This window comes from Exiguobacterium sp. ZOR0005, assembly GCF_000798975.1.
In the GTDB taxonomy this organism is placed as follows: domain Bacteria; phylum Bacillota; class Bacilli; order Exiguobacteriales; family Exiguobacteriaceae; genus Exiguobacterium; species Exiguobacterium aurantiacum.
Window position 1 is genome coordinate 29725 of the sequence record NZ_JTLB01000013.1, and the last position, 18836, is coordinate 48560.

General features: G+C 53.6%; 23 protein-coding genes. 7 read left to right on the forward strand and 16 right to left on the reverse strand.

Annotated features, from left to right (window positions below; all coding sequences use genetic code 11):
- Positions 1-107: 107 nt before the first annotated feature.
- From kynB to L971_RS05510, 6 genes are all read right to left on the reverse strand, one after another.
- A complete protein-coding gene (kynB, locus tag L971_RS05485; protein WP_024371249.1) occupies positions 108-731 on the reverse strand; it encodes an arylformamidase in 624 nt (207 codons plus the stop codon).
- 12 nt (positions 732-743) lie between these two features.
- Positions 744-1583 carry a tryptophan 2,3-dioxygenase gene (kynA, locus tag L971_RS05490; protein WP_024371248.1) on the reverse strand — a complete coding sequence of 280 codons (840 nt, stop codon included), beginning with the start codon at positions 1581-1583 and terminating at the stop codon, positions 744-746.
- A 12-nt stretch (positions 1584-1595) separates the two neighbouring features.
- Positions 1596-2873, reverse strand: coding sequence for a kynureninase (gene kynU / locus L971_RS05495; RefSeq protein WP_047374842.1), 1278 nt, complete (start codon positions 2871-2873; stop codon positions 1596-1598).
- A gap of 63 nt (positions 2874-2936) precedes the next feature.
- Positions 2937-3635, reverse strand: coding sequence for a DUF3169 family protein (locus L971_RS05500; protein ID WP_047374844.1), 699 nt, complete (start codon positions 3633-3635; stop codon positions 2937-2939).
- Complete coding sequence (locus tag L971_RS05505) at positions 3632-3838, reverse strand: helix-turn-helix transcriptional regulator (RefSeq protein WP_024371245.1); 207 nt, start codon at positions 3836-3838, stop codon at positions 3632-3634. The genes L971_RS05500 and L971_RS05505 overlap by 4 nt, the downstream gene beginning before the upstream one ends.
- Positions 3839-3962: 124 nt before the next feature.
- Positions 3963-5477 carry a BCCT family transporter gene (locus L971_RS05510; RefSeq protein ID WP_047374848.1) on the reverse strand — a complete coding sequence of 505 codons (1515 nt, stop codon included), beginning with the start codon at positions 5475-5477 and terminating at the stop codon, positions 3963-3965.
- Positions 5478-5639: 162 nt separating this feature from the next.
- Here L971_RS05510 and L971_RS05515 point away from each other — a divergent pair, with 162 nt between their 5' ends.
- Complete coding sequence (locus L971_RS05515) at positions 5640-6488, forward strand: Cof-type HAD-IIB family hydrolase (RefSeq protein WP_047374851.1); 849 nt, start codon at positions 5640-5642, stop codon at positions 6486-6488.
- Positions 6489-7045: 557 nt separating this feature from the next.
- Here the strand turns inward: L971_RS05515 and L971_RS05520 are convergent.
- Positions 7046-7378 (reverse strand): hypothetical protein, encoded by a 333-nt coding sequence (locus tag L971_RS05520; protein ID WP_024371242.1) that lies wholly within the window; start codon positions 7376-7378, stop codon positions 7046-7048.
- 89 nt (positions 7379-7467) lie between these two features.
- Between L971_RS05520 and L971_RS15160 the strand changes: the two genes are divergently transcribed.
- Positions 7468-7629: a hypothetical protein gene (locus tag L971_RS15160; RefSeq protein ID WP_024371241.1), complete on the forward strand. Its 162-nt coding sequence runs from the start codon at positions 7468-7470 to the stop codon at positions 7627-7629.
- A 16-nt stretch (positions 7630-7645) separates the two neighbouring features.
- Here L971_RS15160 and abc-f read toward each other — a convergent pair whose 3' ends face one another.
- On the reverse strand, positions 7646-9493 hold the full coding sequence (abc-f, locus tag L971_RS05530; RefSeq protein ID WP_047374853.1) for a ribosomal protection-like ABC-F family protein: 1848 nt from the start codon (positions 9491-9493) through the stop codon (positions 7646-7648).
- Between the two features lie 326 nt (positions 9494-9819).
- On the opposite strand from abc-f, the gene L971_RS05535 reads away from it, so the two are divergent.
- The gene (locus L971_RS05535) at positions 9820-10755 is read left to right on the forward strand and encodes a DMT family transporter (RefSeq protein WP_047374855.1); all 936 of its coding nucleotides are present in this window, start codon (positions 9820-9822) and stop codon (positions 10753-10755) included.
- A 13-nt stretch (positions 10756-10768) separates the two neighbouring features.
- Here L971_RS05535 and L971_RS05540 read toward each other — a convergent pair whose 3' ends face one another.
- From L971_RS05540 to L971_RS05560, 5 genes are all read right to left on the reverse strand, one after another.
- The gene (locus tag L971_RS05540) at positions 10769-10954 is read right to left on the reverse strand and encodes a hypothetical protein (protein WP_029334127.1); all 186 of its coding nucleotides are present in this window, start codon (positions 10952-10954) and stop codon (positions 10769-10771) included.
- 14 nt (positions 10955-10968) lie between these two features.
- Positions 10969-11880 carry a Gfo/Idh/MocA family protein gene (locus tag L971_RS05545; RefSeq protein ID WP_047374858.1) on the reverse strand — a complete coding sequence of 304 codons (912 nt, stop codon included), beginning with the start codon at positions 11878-11880 and terminating at the stop codon, positions 10969-10971.
- 84 nt (positions 11881-11964) lie between these two features.
- A complete protein-coding gene (locus L971_RS05550; protein ID WP_047374860.1) occupies positions 11965-12669 on the reverse strand; it encodes an anti-sigma factor in 705 nt (234 codons plus the stop codon).
- The gene (locus L971_RS05555) at positions 12666-13226 is read right to left on the reverse strand and encodes an RNA polymerase sigma factor (protein WP_024371235.1); all 561 of its coding nucleotides are present in this window, start codon (positions 13224-13226) and stop codon (positions 12666-12668) included. The genes L971_RS05550 and L971_RS05555 overlap by 4 nt, the downstream gene beginning before the upstream one ends.
- 115 nt (positions 13227-13341) lie before the next feature.
- Positions 13342-13593 (reverse strand): hypothetical protein, encoded by a 252-nt coding sequence (locus L971_RS05560; RefSeq protein WP_024371234.1) that lies wholly within the window; start codon positions 13591-13593, stop codon positions 13342-13344.
- A gap of 64 nt (positions 13594-13657) precedes the next feature.
- On the opposite strand from L971_RS05560, the gene L971_RS05565 reads away from it, so the two are divergent.
- Positions 13658-14449 (forward strand): HAD-IIB family hydrolase, encoded by a 792-nt coding sequence (locus L971_RS05565; RefSeq protein ID WP_052200293.1) that lies wholly within the window; start codon positions 13658-13660, stop codon positions 14447-14449.
- Positions 14450-14452: 3 nt separating this feature from the next.
- Here L971_RS05565 and L971_RS05570 read toward each other — a convergent pair whose 3' ends face one another.
- Both L971_RS05570 and L971_RS14935 read right to left on the reverse strand, forming a co-directional pair.
- Positions 14453-14725: a hypothetical protein gene (locus tag L971_RS05570; RefSeq protein WP_024371232.1), complete on the reverse strand. Its 273-nt coding sequence runs from the start codon at positions 14723-14725 to the stop codon at positions 14453-14455.
- Between the two features lie 254 nt (positions 14726-14979).
- Positions 14980-15198: a zinc-ribbon domain-containing protein gene (locus L971_RS14935; protein ID WP_231557568.1), complete on the reverse strand. Its 219-nt coding sequence runs from the start codon at positions 15196-15198 to the stop codon at positions 14980-14982.
- A gap of 125 nt (positions 15199-15323) precedes the next feature.
- Between L971_RS14935 and L971_RS05580 the strand changes: the two genes are divergently transcribed.
- The 3 genes from L971_RS05580 (at position 15324) to L971_RS05590 (ending at position 17662) form a co-directional block, all read left to right on the forward strand.
- Positions 15324-15566 (forward strand): hypothetical protein, encoded by a 243-nt coding sequence (locus L971_RS05580; protein ID WP_047374865.1) that lies wholly within the window; start codon positions 15324-15326, stop codon positions 15564-15566.
- A 194-nt stretch (positions 15567-15760) separates the two neighbouring features.
- Positions 15761-17221, forward strand: coding sequence for a UDP-N-acetylmuramoyl-L-alanyl-D-glutamate--2,6-diaminopimelate ligase (locus tag L971_RS05585; protein WP_029334133.1), 1461 nt, complete (start codon positions 15761-15763; stop codon positions 17219-17221).
- Between the two features lie 96 nt (positions 17222-17317).
- On the forward strand, positions 17318-17662 hold the full coding sequence (locus L971_RS05590; RefSeq protein ID WP_029334134.1) for a general stress protein: 345 nt from the start codon (positions 17318-17320) through the stop codon (positions 17660-17662).
- A 56-nt stretch (positions 17663-17718) separates the two neighbouring features.
- Here L971_RS05590 and L971_RS05595 read toward each other — a convergent pair whose 3' ends face one another.
- Positions 17719-18714, reverse strand: a complete 996-nt coding sequence (locus tag L971_RS05595) for an MDR family oxidoreductase (protein WP_047374867.1) — start codon at positions 18712-18714, stop codon at positions 17719-17721.
- Between the last annotated feature and the right edge of the window lie 122 nt (positions 18715-18836).

The following is an 18836-nucleotide window of genomic DNA, read 5'->3' on the forward strand; positions in this document are numbered from 1 at the left end:
CTTTCTACACAGTTTGCGTACTACCTCTCTTCCCGCTCTGTTGACCACTCAAGCATCGTCCCACAGTTTCCCACAAAAAAATCCATCCGCGAGGGATGGATACAAGATTAATCGAGCGCGCGCAGCAAGGCGCGGACCGGGCTGCCGTCTCCTTTGACGATCGGGAGCGGGACGGCATTCAGTTCATAATCGCCTGGCGCGATATGGTCGAGGACGAGTCCTTCAAGAATATGGACGCCGTTTCGGGCGAGGGCATGATGCGCCGCCATGTCTTTGCTGTCGATCGCATCGACCGACGGCAAATCGAGACCGATCAAGTAAATACCGAGTTCACCGAGCCGGTCGGCGAGCGATGGGGTCAGTTCCGGGATTTGTGTCGGAAACACACGTTTATCCGGCCAGCCGTCTGTCTTTAAGATGAGCCGTTCCACTCCGGTCAAGTCGAAGCCGTCCAAGTCACTGGCCTCGATGCGGTCGTGTCCAGACAGGTGAATGACACGGGCGGGTCCGATATAGAGCCCGGGATCGAGGTCGATGACGCGTTTGCCGGCGTCATCAAAATGGAACGGCGCGTCAATATGCGTCCCGGCGTGGAGGCTCATCGTCACTTTTCCGACGTTGACCGAGCCGCTGTCGGCCATCGGCCAAGCGATCTCATAGCGAAACGGTGTGTCCCCAGGCCACGTCGTCGTCGCGTCTTCGAGCGGTTGTGATACATCAATCCAACTCATGCTGTCGCCTCCTCATAGTTTCGTCCGGACGGTCCAAAGCTCCGGAAAGAAGCGGTGGTCCAACACCCGTCGCAAATAGTTCACGCCAGACGAGCCGCCGGTTCCCATCTTTTGACCGATGATACGTTCGACCGTGGTCATATGATTGAAGCGCCACATCTGTTGTTGGCTGCCGATGTCGAGCAGTTTCTCGCCGAGCTCGTACAGGTCCCAGTACGTGTCGACGTCCCGATACACCTCGACCCACGCCGCTTCGACGCTCTCGTTCCATTCCCAATCCGTCGTCACGTCACGATCGAGGACGGATTGGTCGATGGCCAAGCCGCGACGATGCATCTCACGCACCGTCACGTCATAAATGCTCGGGGCATGAAGTGACGCCTCTAAAAGCGGATACAACGCCTCGTCATGGGCGTAGACGCTGAGCGTCCGTGCGTTCTTGAACCCGAGCGCGAACTCGATTTGTCGGTTTTGATACGATTGAAAACCGGACGACGATCCGAGCTTGTCCCGGAACTCGAGATACTCGGCCGGTGTGAGTGTGGCCAGCACGCCCCACGACTGGATGAGTTGTTGTTGAATCTTTGACACGCGGGCGAGCATCTTGAACGAGCGTTCGAGCTCTTCGTTCGCGATCGCGCTCGTCGCGGCGGTCAACTCATGCAAGATGAGTTTCATCCATAGCTCACTCGTCTGGTGGATGATGATGAAGAGCATCTCGTCGTGGTGGTCCGACAGGCGGTGCTGACTTGAAAGAATCGGGTCGAGCTGCAAATAGTCCCCGTATGACATGTCTTTTGAGAAGTCGGTTTGAATCGTCTTTTCGACTTTATGTTCAATTCGTTCACTCATCGTTTTTCCTCCTCAAGCTACGACTTCGCGGACGTTCGCGAACGCCTCATATTCTTTGTCATCCATGATCGTCTTCAAAATTTGGACGACGTCATACACATCTGTGAACGTGTTGTAGAGCGCGACCGGGGCGAGCCGGATGATGTTCGGGGCGCGGAAATCCGGGATGACCCGGTGTTGTTTGAGCGCCTTGCAGATGCGGGCCGCCTCCGGGTGCTCGAGGCTGAGATGCGCGCCGCGAGCGGCTTCGTCACGCGGACTGCCGAGTACGAACCCGTGTGGACGCAATTCCGTCTCGACAAGGTCCATCATATACGTCGTCAAGGCGAGTGATTTTTCACGAATCGCCTCCATCCCGATTTCGTTGAACATCTCGAGCGCGCCGAGTTGCGGGGCGAGACTCAAGACGTGCGGCGTCCCGATTTGAAACGCTCCGGCATGATCGGCGGGCGTCATCGTGTGGTCCATGTCGAACTGTTTGTCTTTGCGTGAACCGAACCAGCCGGCAAGCCCTGGCGCCGTACCGAAATGACGCTCGTGAACGAACAGGCCGCCGACGCTTCCCGGTCCGCCGTTCAAATGTTTATAGTTGCACCAGTAGGCAAAGTCGACGCCCCAATCGTGAAACGCGTGCGGGATGGCGCCGACCGAATGACAGGCGTCAAAGCCGATCAAGATGTCACGCGCGTGGGCCGCTTTGGCGAGACGGGCCATGTCCAAAATCTGCCCGCTCCGATAGAGCACCGTCGGTAAGACGATGAGAGCGACGTCGTCCGTCATCGCGGCGATGATATCGTCTTCTCGCAAGTAGCGGCCGTCCGGGCTGTCGACTTGGATCAAATGCTCGGCCGGGTCGAGCCCGTGCAGTTCGAGTTGGCTCTTGAGCGCATAGATGTCTGAAGGGAACGTCAAAGTGTCGGCCAAGATTTTAGTCCGTGCTCCTTTTGGTTTAAAGAACGTGGCGACGAGTTGATGCAAGTTGACCGTCGTCGATCCCGTCACCATGACTTCTTCCGTTCGTGCCCCGATGAGCGGGGCGTTCAAGCCGGCGAGTTCTTCGGACAAGTTGAACCATGGGTGACGCCCCGACATCCATCCGTCGATCCCGAGCTCTTTCCAGTCCTGTAACGATTCCATGAGCGTTCGCTCGGCCCGTTTCGACAACAGTCCGAGCGAGTTCCCATCCATATAAATCCCGTCTTGCGGCAAATAAAACTCTTCCCGATAGCGTGCCAGAGCATCGCTTTTATCAAGCGTCTCGGCGTATGACCGTGTGAAATCGTGTAGCATGTCCATCCCCCTAAAATTCGTCTTGCAATTCTGACAAAAGCGTAGCAAACCGGAAAGGAAGCGTCAATTTTTGGAGCGGATGATTCGGATATATTGAATATTCGTGGACACCATGATCAAGGAAACGACGAAAATTGAAAAGAGTTGTGAATCTCCTGTTAGGACCGAATAGACAAGCAACAAAATAATCGCAAGCGTCATAAGCGAAGTCGTTGAAAGGTTCGTCTTGTATAAGCCTTGCAACATGACATGTTTTTCCCCGTCATCGGACAGGTCGAGTAATCGTTGTGCATAATCCGGGTCGGATAATTTTGGGAGGGCACGTTCTGGGTACATCACGGCCAACAGCCTGTTTAGTGAATAAGAGAGAAAAATACCGGCCACAAGTGAAAGTAAAATCGCGATGAGAAACGCAAGCGATTGACCCGTCAATAAAATAAAACTAGCTGAAGTGAGACTGAGGATGACCGTCAACGTCGATGCGAGTGAACCGTCGCTATAAGCCTGATACATGTAACCCTCCGCCTCATCTTCTTCATCGCCGGTCAATGGTTGTTTCGTCAGACGGCGAATCCGTTGCACACGGCTAGCTCCCCAAGCGGTCAATCCGAGTAGCAGCAGCAACAGAAGCCATGTGAAAGGTAAGACAAGATTTGTCAAATCGATTTGAATGATTTCGTTGTTCAAATATACGTACATAAACGTGTAGCCGACGAGTCCACCTAAAAACATTTGCAGACCAAATTTAAACCATGATTTCATTGAAGTTCCTCCTCGTCAAACTGAAATACTTCTTCGATGGGCTCATTAAATACTCGTGCGATTTTAACCGCAATCAATAAGGACGGCATAAACTCTTCTCGTTCGATTAAACTGACGGTTTGACGTGAGATGCGTGCCCGCTTTGCCAACTCGGTTTGATTGATACCAAAACGAGCACGTAATTCTTTTAACCTTGTTTTCATTTCAATCACCTCGATTTATTAAATTGTAAATGATAATAATCAAAATGACAACGATATTTGTCAAAATGAACAATAATATAGTCAAAAAAGTCTCGCTTCTAAATGTCAGAAGCGAGACGTTCGGTCATTTCACTTTTTTTAGGTTCTCTTTCCGTAAAAGGCTGAACAACGTGTACACCATCAGAATGAGGATGACGGTGAACGGCAACGCCGAAATGAGAGAGGCGGTCTGCAATCCTTCGAGGCCGCTGGCGATGAGCAGGACGGCCGCGATGCCGCCGAGCAATACACCCCAGACGATGCGAACGGCGAGAGGAGGGTTCAAGCTGCCATTCGTCGTCATACTGCTAATGATATACGTCGCCGAGTCGGCGGACGTGATTAAAAACGTCAGAATCAACATAATCGACAAAATCGATAAAAGGAAGCTAAACGGTAATTCCGCGAACGTGACGAACAAAGCGCTCGTGACGTCCGCATCGACCGCTTGGGCGATCGACGTCCCCACGAACAGATCGAGGTGGAGCGCCGTCCCGCCGAATACCGCGATCCATAGAAGCGCGATGGCCGGAGGCACGACGAGAACGCCGACGATGAACTCACGGATGGTGCGACCACGCGAGACGCGGGCGACGAACGCCCCGACGAACGGTGACCAGGCGATAGCCCACGCCCAGTAGAAGATCGTCCAGTCCCGGACCCACGTTCCTTGTTGATACGGTTGGAGCCGGAGACTGTAGCGGATAAAGTTTTGCAAATAATCACCGAATCCGAGCGTGAACGTCTCGAGGATGAAGACGGTCGGACCGGCAAAGAAGACGAAAATCATAAGGACGAGCGCCGTCGCCAAGTTCACGTTGCTGAGCCATTTGATCCCGCGGTCAAGGCCGGTCGTCGTCGACGTCAAGAACAGGGCGGTCAGGACGACGATGATCAATACTTGAACGAGCGCCGTATTCGGTAAACCGAAGACGCTGTTCAGTCCTCCGTTGATTTGCAGTACCCCTAAACCGAGCGACGTGGCGACGCCCATGACCGTCGCGATGACAGCGAAGATGTCAATCGTCTGATTGAGCGGCCGCGTATACGAGCGGTCTTTCAAAAGAGGAGACAAACTCGTCGAGATGAGGCCATCCGCGTTTCTCCGGAACTGGAAATAGGCGATGATCAGACCGACGATGGCGAACACGGACCATTGGCTCACTCCCCAGTGGAAGAACGAGTAGGCCATGGCGAGACGGGCACTTTCGACCGTCAACGCTTGGGTGTCCGCATAAGGCGGGGTGAAGAAGTGGCTCATCGGCTCGGCGACGCCCCAAAAGACGAGCCCGACACCGAAGCCGGCCGAGAAGAGCATCCCGATCCAAGTGAAGAACGGATACTGCGGCCGGTCGCTGTCCGCACCGAGGCGAATTTTTCCATATTTACTGAACGCGAGGAAGACGAGAAAGAGGACGAAGAAAAAGACGGCCAACAAGTAAAACCAGCCGAACGACTGGGTCGTGAAATTGAAGATGTTGCCGGCGATTTCCGCGAACAACGTCGGGCGTACGGCCCCGAACAATACGAGCAGGGCGATTACGCTTGCTGAGATATAAAACACACGGTTCAGCCGTGGCTTGTTCGATGAATGATTCATAAAGTCTCCTTCCTAAACGAATACGATTATGTAGGCCTCATTATTATTCCCTAAAAGTAATGTCGGAAAACGAGATTTTCATCGATTGTGCAATCTGGACGTTGAGCGACGATAAATGAGGGAATGATAAAGAAGAAGACTGTATTAAGAGGAGGGACCGATATGAAGTTAATTGCGATTGATTTGGATGGGACGTTATTGTCGCGAAAAGGCATCATCACGGAAGCGAACCAGGAGGCGATTCGACGGCGGCAAGCGCAAGGCGATTTAGTCGCCATCTCGTCGGGACGCTCGATTCATGATATCGAAGAAATTTTAAAACGGAGCAATCTGACGTGCCCGATCTTATCCGGGAATGGGGCGATCGCCTTTTATGAAAATGAACGCATATACTATCACTCGCTTCCGAAACATGTCGTCCAAGAGCTATGGGACATCGCCCACGAGCACGACACGTACGTGGAGTTTTATACGAATACCGGCGTGAAGGTGCTGCGTTCGGGGACGGATTTATTGAAAGGGGAGCTTGACGAGGTGCTCCCGCACGATCAATCGTTCACGCGGGAATGGGGAGAGCGGGAAATCGAGATTCAAAACGAACAGTTCGGTTTGACGTACGTCGATGTAATCGACGACATCGATTTCGAGGCGGATGAAGTGTATAAAGTGTTCATCTACTCGTTCGATCGTCGTAAACTCCACAAACTTCGGAAATTATATGAGCCGCGGACCGATATTTTGATCACGACAGCCGGGTGGACGAAAATTGAGATCGGTCATCCGAAAGCGAGTAAAGGGATGGCCCTTGAACAGTTGGCAGAACATCATCATATCGCGAAACAACAGATCGTGGCCATCGGCGATAATTTGAACGACGTCTCGATGTTCGAGGTGGCGGAGACGTGCATCGCGATGGGAAATGCCGTGGATGCTTTAAAAGACATCAGTACCCATATTACGAAAGACGCTGAAGCCGATGGCGTCGCGTACGCGCTGAACGAGTACGTGTAGATCAGAGATTTGGAGAAATGGTGAACACGGATTTGAAGGCCATAAAAACGGCTATTGTATTAGTGTAGTCCTCATTCAAAAGAGTAGACTGAAAGGGGGCGACGGATGAAACAATTTTCGAGACGTTTGACCGATGCCGGCTCGGTGAGACGAGAGACAGCTTGCGTAAACCCGATCGTGGGACTGTTCCCTACTCCTTTTGCTGTCGCCAATCTCGCGGTTTGACGTGAGGGGCAGACGAACATGATGCTTTGGGGGAAAAGCGTCGCGCGGTTGCGGCTTTATGCCAATGAAAAGGTGAGCCAGATCGAGGTGCGTGACAGATTTCATTCTCATATGTCAAAGTGGCGGCGCCGTGCCAACCGGAAGCGTGTTTCGTATTCTGTGAGGGGCCGAACCGTCATAAAGACGAACAGATGCGCGAAGTCATTGCGTGCACCGCGTCAACTTTTCTAGTGTCGGTAACGAACGCATGGGATGGTCGATCGAGCTATCGGTCGGATGGAAGTCCAATTTACTAGAACGCTCACCGTAAGCGCCACTATCGTGGCGCTTTTTCATTGCGTGAACGTGGAGACACGTGACGGGGAGACACCGGCAGCCTGTTTATACTCGATGCGATGACCGTCGACCGCCTTCGTCACCTGGAACGAGTAGTCCGCATCCGGTTCGTCGGTGAACGTGACGTCGTAGACGTAACCGCTGAAACCGAGCGTCCCATCGAGGGAGTAGGTCTGTTCCGGAATGTTATAATGAGTCGCAAGGTATGATTCCAAAGCCCGTTCCCGTTCTTTCATCTCCGCGTCATAACGGACGTACAAAAATGTGGTGAGGGCGATCGTGATGAATAAGACAGAACGAACGAGGTTGTTCCAATTACGACGTGGCATCGGTCGGTCTCCTTTCTTTAGATAGAATTAGATGATATTTTACGGAAAATTCAGACAAATTACAAGGTTTTTTTACAGGAGGTGACAAGATGCCGAAATTTTATTGGCTCGGGACGTTTGCGAGTGGCGTGCTGCTGCTTTCGATTGGGGAAGCGGCGGCGGTGCCACGCATCCTGCCTTACATTTTGATGGCAGTCGGTGCCATCGGATTTATTATCCAAACCGGATATGAACAAAAACGACGCCGCTAAGCCGGCGTCGTTTGTTTTACATCGATTCGAGCAACTGAAGGATCAACGAATCAATCTCTGATTGAAGGGCATCACTCTGTAGTTGCAACGTCATCAGTCGTTCCAAGTCGTTCGTGTCATTCATTTGAGTGAGGAGCGACTGATGGAGCACCTCGAGGTCAGCTAAACGCGCTTCTTCGCGGGACGTGTCTATTTGAGTTGTCTCCGTCGTCTTTTGCTTCGGCGTTGCTTTCTGTTTTTGCGTCGCAGTCGCCGTCTCAGGTGCATCGTGACGTTTCTCTAGTGCGTACGTCACGTTTCCCGGGAAACGCGTCGTCGTCCCGTCGAGCCAGTAGGTGATTGGGAACAGTTTATTCAAGAAGTAGCGGTCATGCGATACGGCGACGAGCGTCCCGTCGAAGCGGTCGAGTGCCTCTTCAAGCGCCTCTCGCGCTTCGATATCCAAATGGTTCGTCGGTTCGTCCAAGACGAGGACGTTCATCTCTTCATGCATGAGGATGGCGAGCATGAGCCGCATCTTCTCCCCGCCGCTCAAATCCTTGACCGGTTTGAACACGCTCGCACCGTAGAAAAGAAATTGGGCGAGCAGTTGTCGTGCTTTTCCTTCATCGACCGGGATTCGGTCCCGAAACGCCTCGATGAGCCGATGCGAGTGATCAAAATCGATGTGCTGGGACAAATAACCGATTTTCGCGCGTTCCGCTCGGCGCACCTCGCCTGAAGTCGGTTCAGTTTGGCCGAGCAACACGTTCAAGAGCGTGGACTTGCCGCTCCCGTTTGGGCCGACGATGGCGATGCGCTCGCCGTGGCCCGCGTAGAAAGAGACTTTTTCGAAGACGGTCTGGTCAAAACGGACCGTCACATCGGTCGCCTCAAAGACGTCACGACCGGTCCGGCCATGTGCCATAAACTGAATATCGGGTTGGATGGCCTCGAGCTGCGGTCGTTTGATCGTCTCGATCCGGGCGAGTGCCTTTTCCATCGATTTAGCTCGCCGGTAAAACTTCTCGTTCGGTGGGTGTCCTTCGTTCGCCCACTGCCTGAGCTGGCGAATCGTCTCTTTCATCTTCTTGATTTTCTTTTGTTGCTCCGTGTAGGCGTGGAATTGGTCGAGCAGTCGTTTCTCTTTTTGGGCGACGAAGGCGCTGTAATTGCCGTCAAAGCTTGCCAACTCACCATCCTCACATTCGACGATGCGGGTGGCGACGGCATCCAAAAACACACGGTCGTGCGAGACGAGGAGGAGCGTGGACGGACTGTCAGACAGGAACGTCTCGAGCCAAGCCATCGCCTCGAGGTCGAGATGGTTCGTCGGCTCGTCCAAGATGAGCAGGTCCGGTTCTTGGAGCAACGCCAAGCCGAGTCCGATCTTCGTCCGCTCGCCGCCGCTGAGCGTGTCGAACGGCCGGTCGACGAAGCGGGTGAGCCGCAGCCCGTCAATCATCGCGTTCACTTTCGACTCGATGACGTAGCCGCCGTTGTTCTCGAAACGAGTCTGCAACGCGCCGTACGTCTCGAGGAGCGTCTCGATGTCGTCACGCTCGGCCATCGTTTCTTCGAGCCGGCGCATCTCGTCCCCGAGTGTAACAAGCTCAGAAAACGCGGTATAGAGCACGTCCCGCCCGGTTTTATCCGGGTGGACAGGGATTTGAGCCAAATAGCCGATCGTCACCCGTTGCTTCCGGTAAATCGTCCCTCCATCCGCTGACTCGGTCCCGACGATGAGGCGGATCAGCGTCGTCTTGCCGCTCCCATTTCGTCCGACGAGCCCGATTCGTTCACCGGCGTTCACATGAAGATTGGCGTTGGTCAAGACGGCATGGCCGCCAAATTGTTTTTGGATGTTTTGTAATTCGATTAACATGAATCGTTCCTCCTAAAGTAGAGGCCTATCAAAAAAGCCGAGCGCAAAGAAGCGCTCGGCAAGAGAGAAAGGCGCTTTGTCGTATTTCAGCAATGTCTAAAAAAGGACAGACGGGTCCTGTGATGACGCGACATCGTGAAAAATCGCACGCAAAATGTACAAATGTTCTGTTGACCAATGCGTACGTCCGACAAAGTTCACCTCTCTCCCTCCTTTCAATCATCGTTATTATCAGTGTAAGCGATTTCTGAATAAGGGACAACTAGAGAACAGGAATTTGACGGAGCGGTGTCGTATTGTTTAGGCATCAGGAGAGGAGGGAGACGATGCGTAAAGAGTGGCTCGGTGCCATCAGTTTGACACTCGCCGCAAGTATTTGGGGCGGGATGTACGTCGTCAGTAAATATGCGCTCGGCTTTATCGAGCCGTTCACGCTCATTTGGATGCGCTACTTCGTGGCCTTCATCGTGTTGATGTGCGCGTGGTGGCTGTTCGGAAGAGAACGGATCGGGCGTAGTGATTGGAAGTGGATCGCGCTCGTCGGAGTCATCGGCTATGTCGCCTCGATTTCGTTTCAGTTCATCGGAACGAAACTGTCGGACGCGCATACGGGATCGCTCGTCACGGCGGCGACGCCCGCGTTCATGGTGCTGTTCGCCCGTTTGATTTTGAAAGAGAAGTTGACACCGGTAAAAGTCGGGTCGCTCATCTTGGCGACGATCGGGGTCATCATCGTCGTCGGTTGGCACGTGGAGGGAACGTATTTCATCGGTAGCTTGATCTTGGTCGGGGCGGCAATCACATGGGCGCTCATGTCGATTTACGTCAAAATCGCGTCGGCGACCCTGTCGTCCTTGACGATCACAACGTTTGCGATTGGTATCGCGTTTGTATTGATGACGCCACTCATGGCATTGGAAGTGGCCGACCATGGACTACCGACGATGACGGGGGTTCTTTGGCTCAGTGTGCTCTATGTCGGGATCGTCTCGACGGCCGGGGCGTTCTTCTTTTGGAACAAAGGACTCGAACTCATGGACGCAAGCGTCGGTTCGCTCTTTTTCTTCTTTCAACCGCTCGTCGGCGGCTATCTCGGCTGGCTCGTCTTGAATGAACAACTCGATCGCAATTTCTTCATCGGCGCCGCCTGTATCGTGACGGCCGTGACGTGGTCGACTCTCGTCGAACGGCGACAACAGCGCCAGCTCGCAGAAGCGTCTTCCGAACAAAACGAACGCTTACGCAAACAGTCGGCCCGTTAAGGCCGACTGTTTTTCAAAAACCGTGATGGTCCAATTTGTCTTGTTCGCGCTTCATTTCCAACCGTAGGCGTTCCAAAGCGAGTTTTTCTTGCTCGACTTTGAGACGAAGCTCTTCGACACGGGCCTTGCGCGTTTTGTTGAACGTGTCCGCGGCGATGGACACGACGACGATGATCATGATGTAGAAAAAGAAATCCATTTGCTTTCCCCCTCTTAGCGTGAACTGAACAGATCCGTCACCATTTGTTGCGTGATAAGCCCCTCGCGACCGTCTGTTAGGATCGGTGTGTCGTCGGTGACCGCTTCGATGAAATGGTCGATGGCCCCTTGAAATCCACGTTGGGTGAGAAGTGTGTCCCACGAGCCGAACGTCTCGGTCGTATGCGCCCCGTTCCCGTGACGGTGGAGCGTCACCATCTCCTCGACGGTCAGACGCAAGTCATCGGTGACGGCGACCACGCCCTCATGGTTGACGCCGGCTTTCCGGTGCATCGCCGTCGTATGTAAGCCGTGGTCGTCTTGCCAGACGTGACGGGCAAAGTGGAGGCCGTTCGTCTGCGTCGTCTCGAGCTGGCCGGTGACGAGGCGCAACGTACCGCTCGACAAGTAGCGGAGCGTGTCGACGACGTGCAAATAATCGTCGAGCAACGTGAATTGGTAGTCGTGTCCACGTAGACCGTTGCCGCGATGTTTGACGAAATCGATCATATGGAACGGGCCTGCTTGTTTGACGTGTTGATACATCGGAGCGAAGCGTCGATTGAAGCCGACCATCAGCTTTCGTTTGTTCTGGTCTGCGATGTCAACGAGTCGCGAAGCGTCTTCCACCGTCGCGGCGAGCGGTTTGTCGACATAGACGTCGACACCATGTGTGAGTAACGTCGAGACGACGTCGTAATGCGTATCTGTCGCACTGTGGACGAACGCCGCGTCGACCGATGACGCCAGTTCAAGTAGTCCAGAGAACGACTCCATCCGGTAAGCGCGACAAATCGCCTCACGTTTCGCGACGGTCGGAGAAAAGGCCCCGATGAGTTCGAACGACGTACTGTTCGTCAAAATCGGTAAATACGCTTTTTGGGCAATGCCGCCGAGACCTACGACCCCGATTTTCGGTTTTCGCATACAATCACTCCTTTCTTCAATCATAACGAAAAGACAGACCGAATGACACAAGCGCTTCAAGCGCGAGCGTCTTCGGTCTGTTCATCATAAGCTGGCACTCAACACGACTTCGCCTACAGGCGTTAGATTGCCTCGTTCGGGTTCTTTTGTGATTGCGACCGTGTCCCAGTCCGTCTCGACTTCGCTCGCATCGAGCGTATAGATGACGGTGCCGTTGCCTTTGTCGTCGGTGACGAACGCGCCGGTTGGGATCGGGGAACCGTCCTTTAACAGCCACACTTGATACACTTCGTTCGCCTCGAGCGGGGCAAGACCGTTCGTTTGGACGATGAGTTGGCGGTCACCGTCTTGTTCGGCCAAGTAAGCCACTCCTTCCGACTCGCCTTGTAGCGGGACGGTATCGATCAAAGAGATCCCGGCCGGTTCGTTTTGATTGAGCAACAGATAACCGTTGCCGATCAACGAGAGGGCAAGGACGGCGGCAAGGGCGAACGCGCCCCATGGTGTCTTCCGCTTCTCTTTAGGTGCAGTGAACGGCGTCACCGGAGCCGGTTCGGCCGCTTTTGGTTGCTCGTCTTCAGCAAACACGTTGCCGAGGATGCGGGCCTTCATTCCGCTTGGTGGTTCAGCCGGTTCAGAGAGGAACGCGACGCCGCCGACGAGTGCCTCGAGCTGCTCGAGCTCTTGTTGACACGTCTCACACGTTGCGAGGTGCGCCTCGAAACGGAGGCGTTCCTCTTCCGTCAAATGTTGGTTGAAGTAATCGATCAATTGGTCGCAAGCGTTCATCGTTCCACCTCCTTGTCAATAAAATCATGGGATAAGTGCCTTCGTAACTGTTTCAATGCTAACCGAATCCTACCTTTCACCGTACCGAGCGGGATGTTGCATGCGTCGGCAATCTTTTGTTGGCTGAGCCCATTGAAATACATGAGTCGGACGACTTGTTGTTGTTCTTTCGGGAGCTCGGCCATCGCCGTCTCGATCTGGGTCCGTTCCTCTTGCCACTCGACCTCGCTCTCGACGGACCGCTCGGTGGACGGGATTGCTTCAGCATAAGACTCGTCGAGTTGCAGGTCCGGTTTGCGTTTTCGGATCAAATCGATGGCCACGTGGCGGCCCATCGTGAAGAGCCAAGACTTGAATTTGCCTTTTGACTCGTCATAAACGCCACCCCCGCGCCATAGTTTGATGAAAACTTCTTGCATCGCTTCTTCAGAAAGGTCACGGTCTTTCGTCAACTGCATCATGAACGCGTACAAGATACGTTCGTAGCGATCATATAGGATTTCGAGCGCCTGCTTATCTTTCTGCCTGACACGCTCGTACAATTCATAATCAGTCATGGCTTGCTCCTTTTCTCGTAAGGGGGTCCCTTGTATTCATCTAACGGATGAAAACGTAAAATGGATGCTTGGATTAAGTGACAAATGCGTGAACGGCCTCATCACTATGGTGTGTTCAGCGTGAACACGCCGAAGAGGCAGCCCCGATTCGTCGGAAGATGAATACGTTCAAGCGGTTGAACAGGTGATAGGTCATATAGCTGAAGAGCGTCGCCGTCACGAGCGTCATCATGAACGTCACACCGTTCGAAAACAACTGTTGCCAAAACGGGAACGTCCGGACACCGAACAAAAAGGCGAAGACGAGACCGAATCCGGTCACGATTCCGCTATACTGACAGTAGGATCGACTAAACCAATTTTTCACATCGCTCATTCCTTTCGTACTTCAACTATACGAGATGGGGTATGACGACACAAGGAGGATGACTATGGAACGATTTTCAAAAGAAGGGCGGACGCTCGTCTGTTTTGATTTCGACGAGACGTACTTTCCTCATGCCTGCACACCCGAACAGCTCGAGGGGGTACGGCGGCTTGAACAATTTCTCGAACAGCATGCGCATCGATTCTCGACGATGTGGGTGACCGGCAGCTCGTTCGAGTCACTGGCTGAAAAAACAAGCCGGGCCTCGATGCGCTACTTCCCGCACCGGATCGCCTCGAGTCTTGGGACAGAACTGTATCACGTCAATGACAAGGGCGGTCTTGAGCTAGACACGGTATTTCAGCAAATGTTTCCGTCCGATTTCGTCGAGCGCGTCAATCGGACGATCGAGGTGTTGCGACGTCTCGGTATTGAACTTGAGCCACAAACGAGCATCGGACGGAACCCGTGGATGTATAACTATTACTATCACGGCGACGACATGACGACGCTACAGCTGATTCGTTCACTCGTGGAAGAGGCGGGCATTGCGGCAAACGTCAGTCGTTGTAACCCGCTCGCTGGAGATCCGGACGGGTCCTATGACATCGACTTTATCCCGCATGGGGCCGGGAAGACGGCAGCGGTCGACTACGTCTGTGAGCACTTCTCGTTCCGGTCCGAAGAAGCGTATGCGTTCGGAGACAGCGGCAACGATTTAGAGATGTTGAAGCGGGTCGGGAACGGCTACGTGCTCGGAAACGGCACGGAGCAGGCGAAGAAGGGACATCACCGCGTGACCGAGAAGTCGTATGCGGCAGGGATTTTAGAAGTGTTGACGCGAGAGGTCGAATGACGCTCAAGCGCTCTGCAGCAGCTGGCGAGCGGCCGTCTCGGCCCGGGCGAATAGCCTGAGCCGTAACGATGTGGTTTGAATATCGAATGTTTGTGGGGCGCGCCACAACTCGTTAAACACTTCGAGCAGTGCGGCTTCGGCCAATTCGGCCCGTGTCGTCAAACGGAGTGCGGTTAAGTAGAGGACCCGCTCGTATCGGTCGTAGAGGAGCTCGAACGCAGAGGTGTCTCGTTGGATGATTCGTTCGAATAATTCGTGGTCGGATAAGAATGACATTATGAACTCCTTTGAAGGCGCGGTGCCTTTTGTCTGAAATCAAACTTAGCAATAATGCTCTTATTTCCGAATCAAAGCGGATGTAAACGATTTCGATGAGCATCGAGCACATTGCGGGCACTCGAACGTCAAATGGCGCTCGAGACGCCGACGAATCATTGTTCCTGTCCGACCGCAAACAGAGCGATCATCCCGTCAGCCGGGATGATCGCTCTGTTTTTAGTCCAAGTTGCCGCCCGAGAGGACGTTTACGGTCAAAATGAGGTGTAGCAGTGGGGGCACGTCTGTGTGTTCCCGCCTGAACGTCTGAACGTCTTTTTGCAGTTCGGGCACGTGACGGTTGCACTGTCCGCCCCGAACAGGCTGCCGCGATTGTATAACACATTTTTTAAATTCGGCAACGCCTTGGCCGCAAATACCATCGAGATGAATAAGACCAAGGCCAAGATTCCAAGCATGACATACGTCGTCATCGACAACGCTCCTTTCGTTTGAATACACTACTCCTAGCATACTCGAAAACGGCGCACCATACACCTCCAGACTAGAAATACGAACTTTTGTTCGGTATAATGAGAGTACGAGGGAGGGAGATAGGATGAGAGACGAATTGTTGCGTGATATGCGGATCGGCCGGTTGGTGGAGTTGATGTATATCGATCGACTCGGAGTGATTTCAAAACGTCGGGTCAAGCTGTTGAAGTTGCAAGGGGAGCGGGTCATCGCTTGGGATGTGACGAAACGGGCGCGCCGCTCGTTCTACATCGACAGAGTGCTCGCCTGTCTCCCGACGATTGAACGAGAGGGGCGGCATACGATGCCTCCACGTCTGGCCCGCTAAAGGATTTTCGCACGATGATGACGAATCCATGTCCTGAACTCAGAAAACGGGTTTGGGATTTTTTTGATGGGACGGTTGTTTTCCTATGAAAAAGGGAAGTAATATATTTGTCATCTCCATTACACCTAAAATCGAGTACCATGACGATAAGGTTTGCGAACCTAGCGACACCCATGAGAAAGGAAGTACACAGCATGAGGACGAAACGTTTATCCGCCATTCTAGGAAATGAGATGGATGACATCGAATGTGATCCATGGGTGACCGGAATTGAAACGGATTCCAGGAAGGTCAGTCCAGGGAATTTGTTTATTTGCATCCGCGGTTATACGGTGGATGGGCATAAATTTGCTGAGGACGCCGTCTCCAAAGGAGCGAGCGCCATCATCTCGGAATATCCGCTTGAACTTGACGTGCCGAATATCGTCGTCGCGGATACAAAACGGACGGCCGGTATTGTGGCCAGTGCGTTTTACGATCATCCGTCGCACCGCATGCGCGTCTATGGCGTCACCGGGACGAACGGGAAAACGACGACGGCGACACTTACGTACGACTTGTTCCGGTTATCGGGACGCCCGGTCGGGATTGTCAGTACGATCGGCGCCCGTTATAAAGACAAGACGTTAAGCACACCGAATACGACACCAGAGGCCGTCGTTTTGCACCGGATCTTGGCTGAAATGGCCGACGCGGGTGTGACCGACTGCGTCGTCGAGGTGTCTTCACATGCGATGATGGAAGGGCGCGTCGAAGGCGTGCATTTTCATGCGGCAGCGTTCACGAATTTGACGCATGATCATCTTGATTATCATCGCTCGATGGATGAGTACGCGCGAGCGAAAGCCCGTTTGTTCGAGCAAGTCGAACAGACAGGGGGCGATGCGATTATCTTGAACGCCGAGGACGAGGCGAGTACGATCATGGCGTCGTTCGCACCGACACGTCGGCGTGTCATGTATAGCACGCATACGAACGTGCCGGCCGATATTCAAGTCATCTGGCTAGACGATACGGTACGCGTCAAAGTGAACGCCATGACGATCGAGGTGCCTGTCCAGTTCATGGGCGCGTTCAACGCCGCCAACCTGGCCGCAGCCATCGGACTCGTGTCGACGTCCGAGCTGATGCTTCGAGCCATCATCGCCAACGTCCCGGGGCTCACGCTGCCAAAAGGCCGTCTTGAACGGCTCGATACGGAAGATGCGGAAATTTATATCGATTATGCGCACACGCCGGACGGTCTAGAGAAATGCTTATCGACGCTTCAAAAAGGCGAACGGCATCTCGTCGTCGTCTTGAGCGCGGCCGGTGACCGTGACCCGACGAAGCGGGCCGAGATGGGACGGATCGCGAGCCGTTATTCGAACGATTTGATCGTGACGGTACACGACGTCCGCAACGAGGACCCGAAACAAATCATCGACGGTCTGTTAGAAGGGGTCGATGCGGACACGCGTTACGTCACGTTCGAAGAGCGCCGCGCAGCACTTCGCCATGCGGCTGTCCAAGCGCTCGAAGGGAAGCGCGTCGTCGTCGTCGGAAAAGGACACGACCACGTCGAGCGGATCGGCAGCGAGGCGGTTCCGTTCAATGAATCGGATATTTTATTGGCAGAATTAAAAAATTTAAAAGGCCAAGAACCGGCCATTTGACGAAACGATGACAAATGTCATCGTTTTTTAATGTGTGAGTTCAAGGAAAACAGGAAATACCTATTACTGTAACGCTATTGAAGGAGGAGATTAGACATGTCAGTTTTGTACAAAGAGTTTACAAACGATGAAGAAGTCGTCACCGCCATTCAATCGATGAAAGCAAAAGGGGTCGATGACTCACATATTTACGTCATCACGCACGATGATGATCGGACAGACCGAGTTGCGGACAACGCGGACGCGAATACGGTGTCCGCATCGGACGTCGGTCTCGGCACGGCCGCAAAAAACTTGTTCCGCAAAAAAGGGGACGAGTTGCGGGCCCAATTCGAACAGCTCGGTTTTTCGGCGACAGAGGCGGACCAGCTCGAGAAGAAGTTAGACCAAGGCAAAGTCATCGTCGTCGTCAAAGACGCACCGAACGGCTTCACGTTGTAACCTCACCATGAAGAATACAGAGACAGGGCTGAATCAATCGATTCAGCCCTGTCGTGTTATGAATGGAGTCGAATGACGGTCCGACCGCTCAATTCACCACGCAGCATCGCCTCGGCGTGCCGGGGGACGTCATGAAGCGGGATCTCGTGGACCATATGGTTGAGCACGGTCTGGTCGACCAGCTCATGAAGCCGCTCCCAGGCGGTGACCCGCCGCGAGACGGGCTGCATCACCGAGTCGATCCCGATGAGGCGGACGCCCCGTAAGATGAACGGATAGACTGTCGTGTGTAGTTCGTGACCGCCGGCGAGTCCGCAGGCGACGACCGTTCCCTCGTAACGGGTCCGGCTCAATATATTGCCGAGCGTCTCCCCACCGACCGAGTCGATGGCGGCGTCGAACCGTTGTTTGTCAAGCGGCCGGGCCGGACCTTCTAACTCGCTCCTGGCCATGATGTTCTCGACGCCGAGCGCACGTAGATACGCCGGGTCGGTCTTTCCGGTCGAGGCGAGCACGTGATACCCGAGCTTATGGAGAATGGCGATAGAAAAGCTACCGACACCGCCCGACGCGCCTGTGACAAGTACTTCTTGTCCCGGATGGATCTGTTCATGTTCGAGCGCCTCGACGGCGAACATGGCGGTCAGACCAGGAGTCCCGAGCGTGATGGCGTCCCGCATCGACATACCTTTCGGCAGTTTGACGAGCCAATTCCCCGGGACTTGCGCATAATGGCTGAATCCGCCAAAATGCCGCTCGCCGATGCCGAAGCCCGTCGCGATGACCTCGTCCCCTTCCTTGAAGTCGAGATGGTCGGAAGAAGCGACTTTCCCAACGAATTCACAGCCGGGAATGAACGGATAGTCATTGATGATCGAGCCGGATCCGGTCAAAGCGAGCGCGTCTTTGTAATTGAGTGCCGAGTAACGGACCTCCACTAAGACGTTGCCAGCTTCTTCTTTCGGCAACGCCTCTCGTTGCACGTCTGTCACTTCAGCGTGCAACCGATCGTCTTGCTTGTCGAGGACGAGTGCTTGAAATGTGTCGTTCATCGTCAAATTGCCCCTTTCTCTATGATAGATGCTATCACCATCTATCATTCCCGTCTGTTGAAAATATATACACGAATGTTTCGTTATGAGCAGATGTGGAATGGTATAATGGAATAGATTCA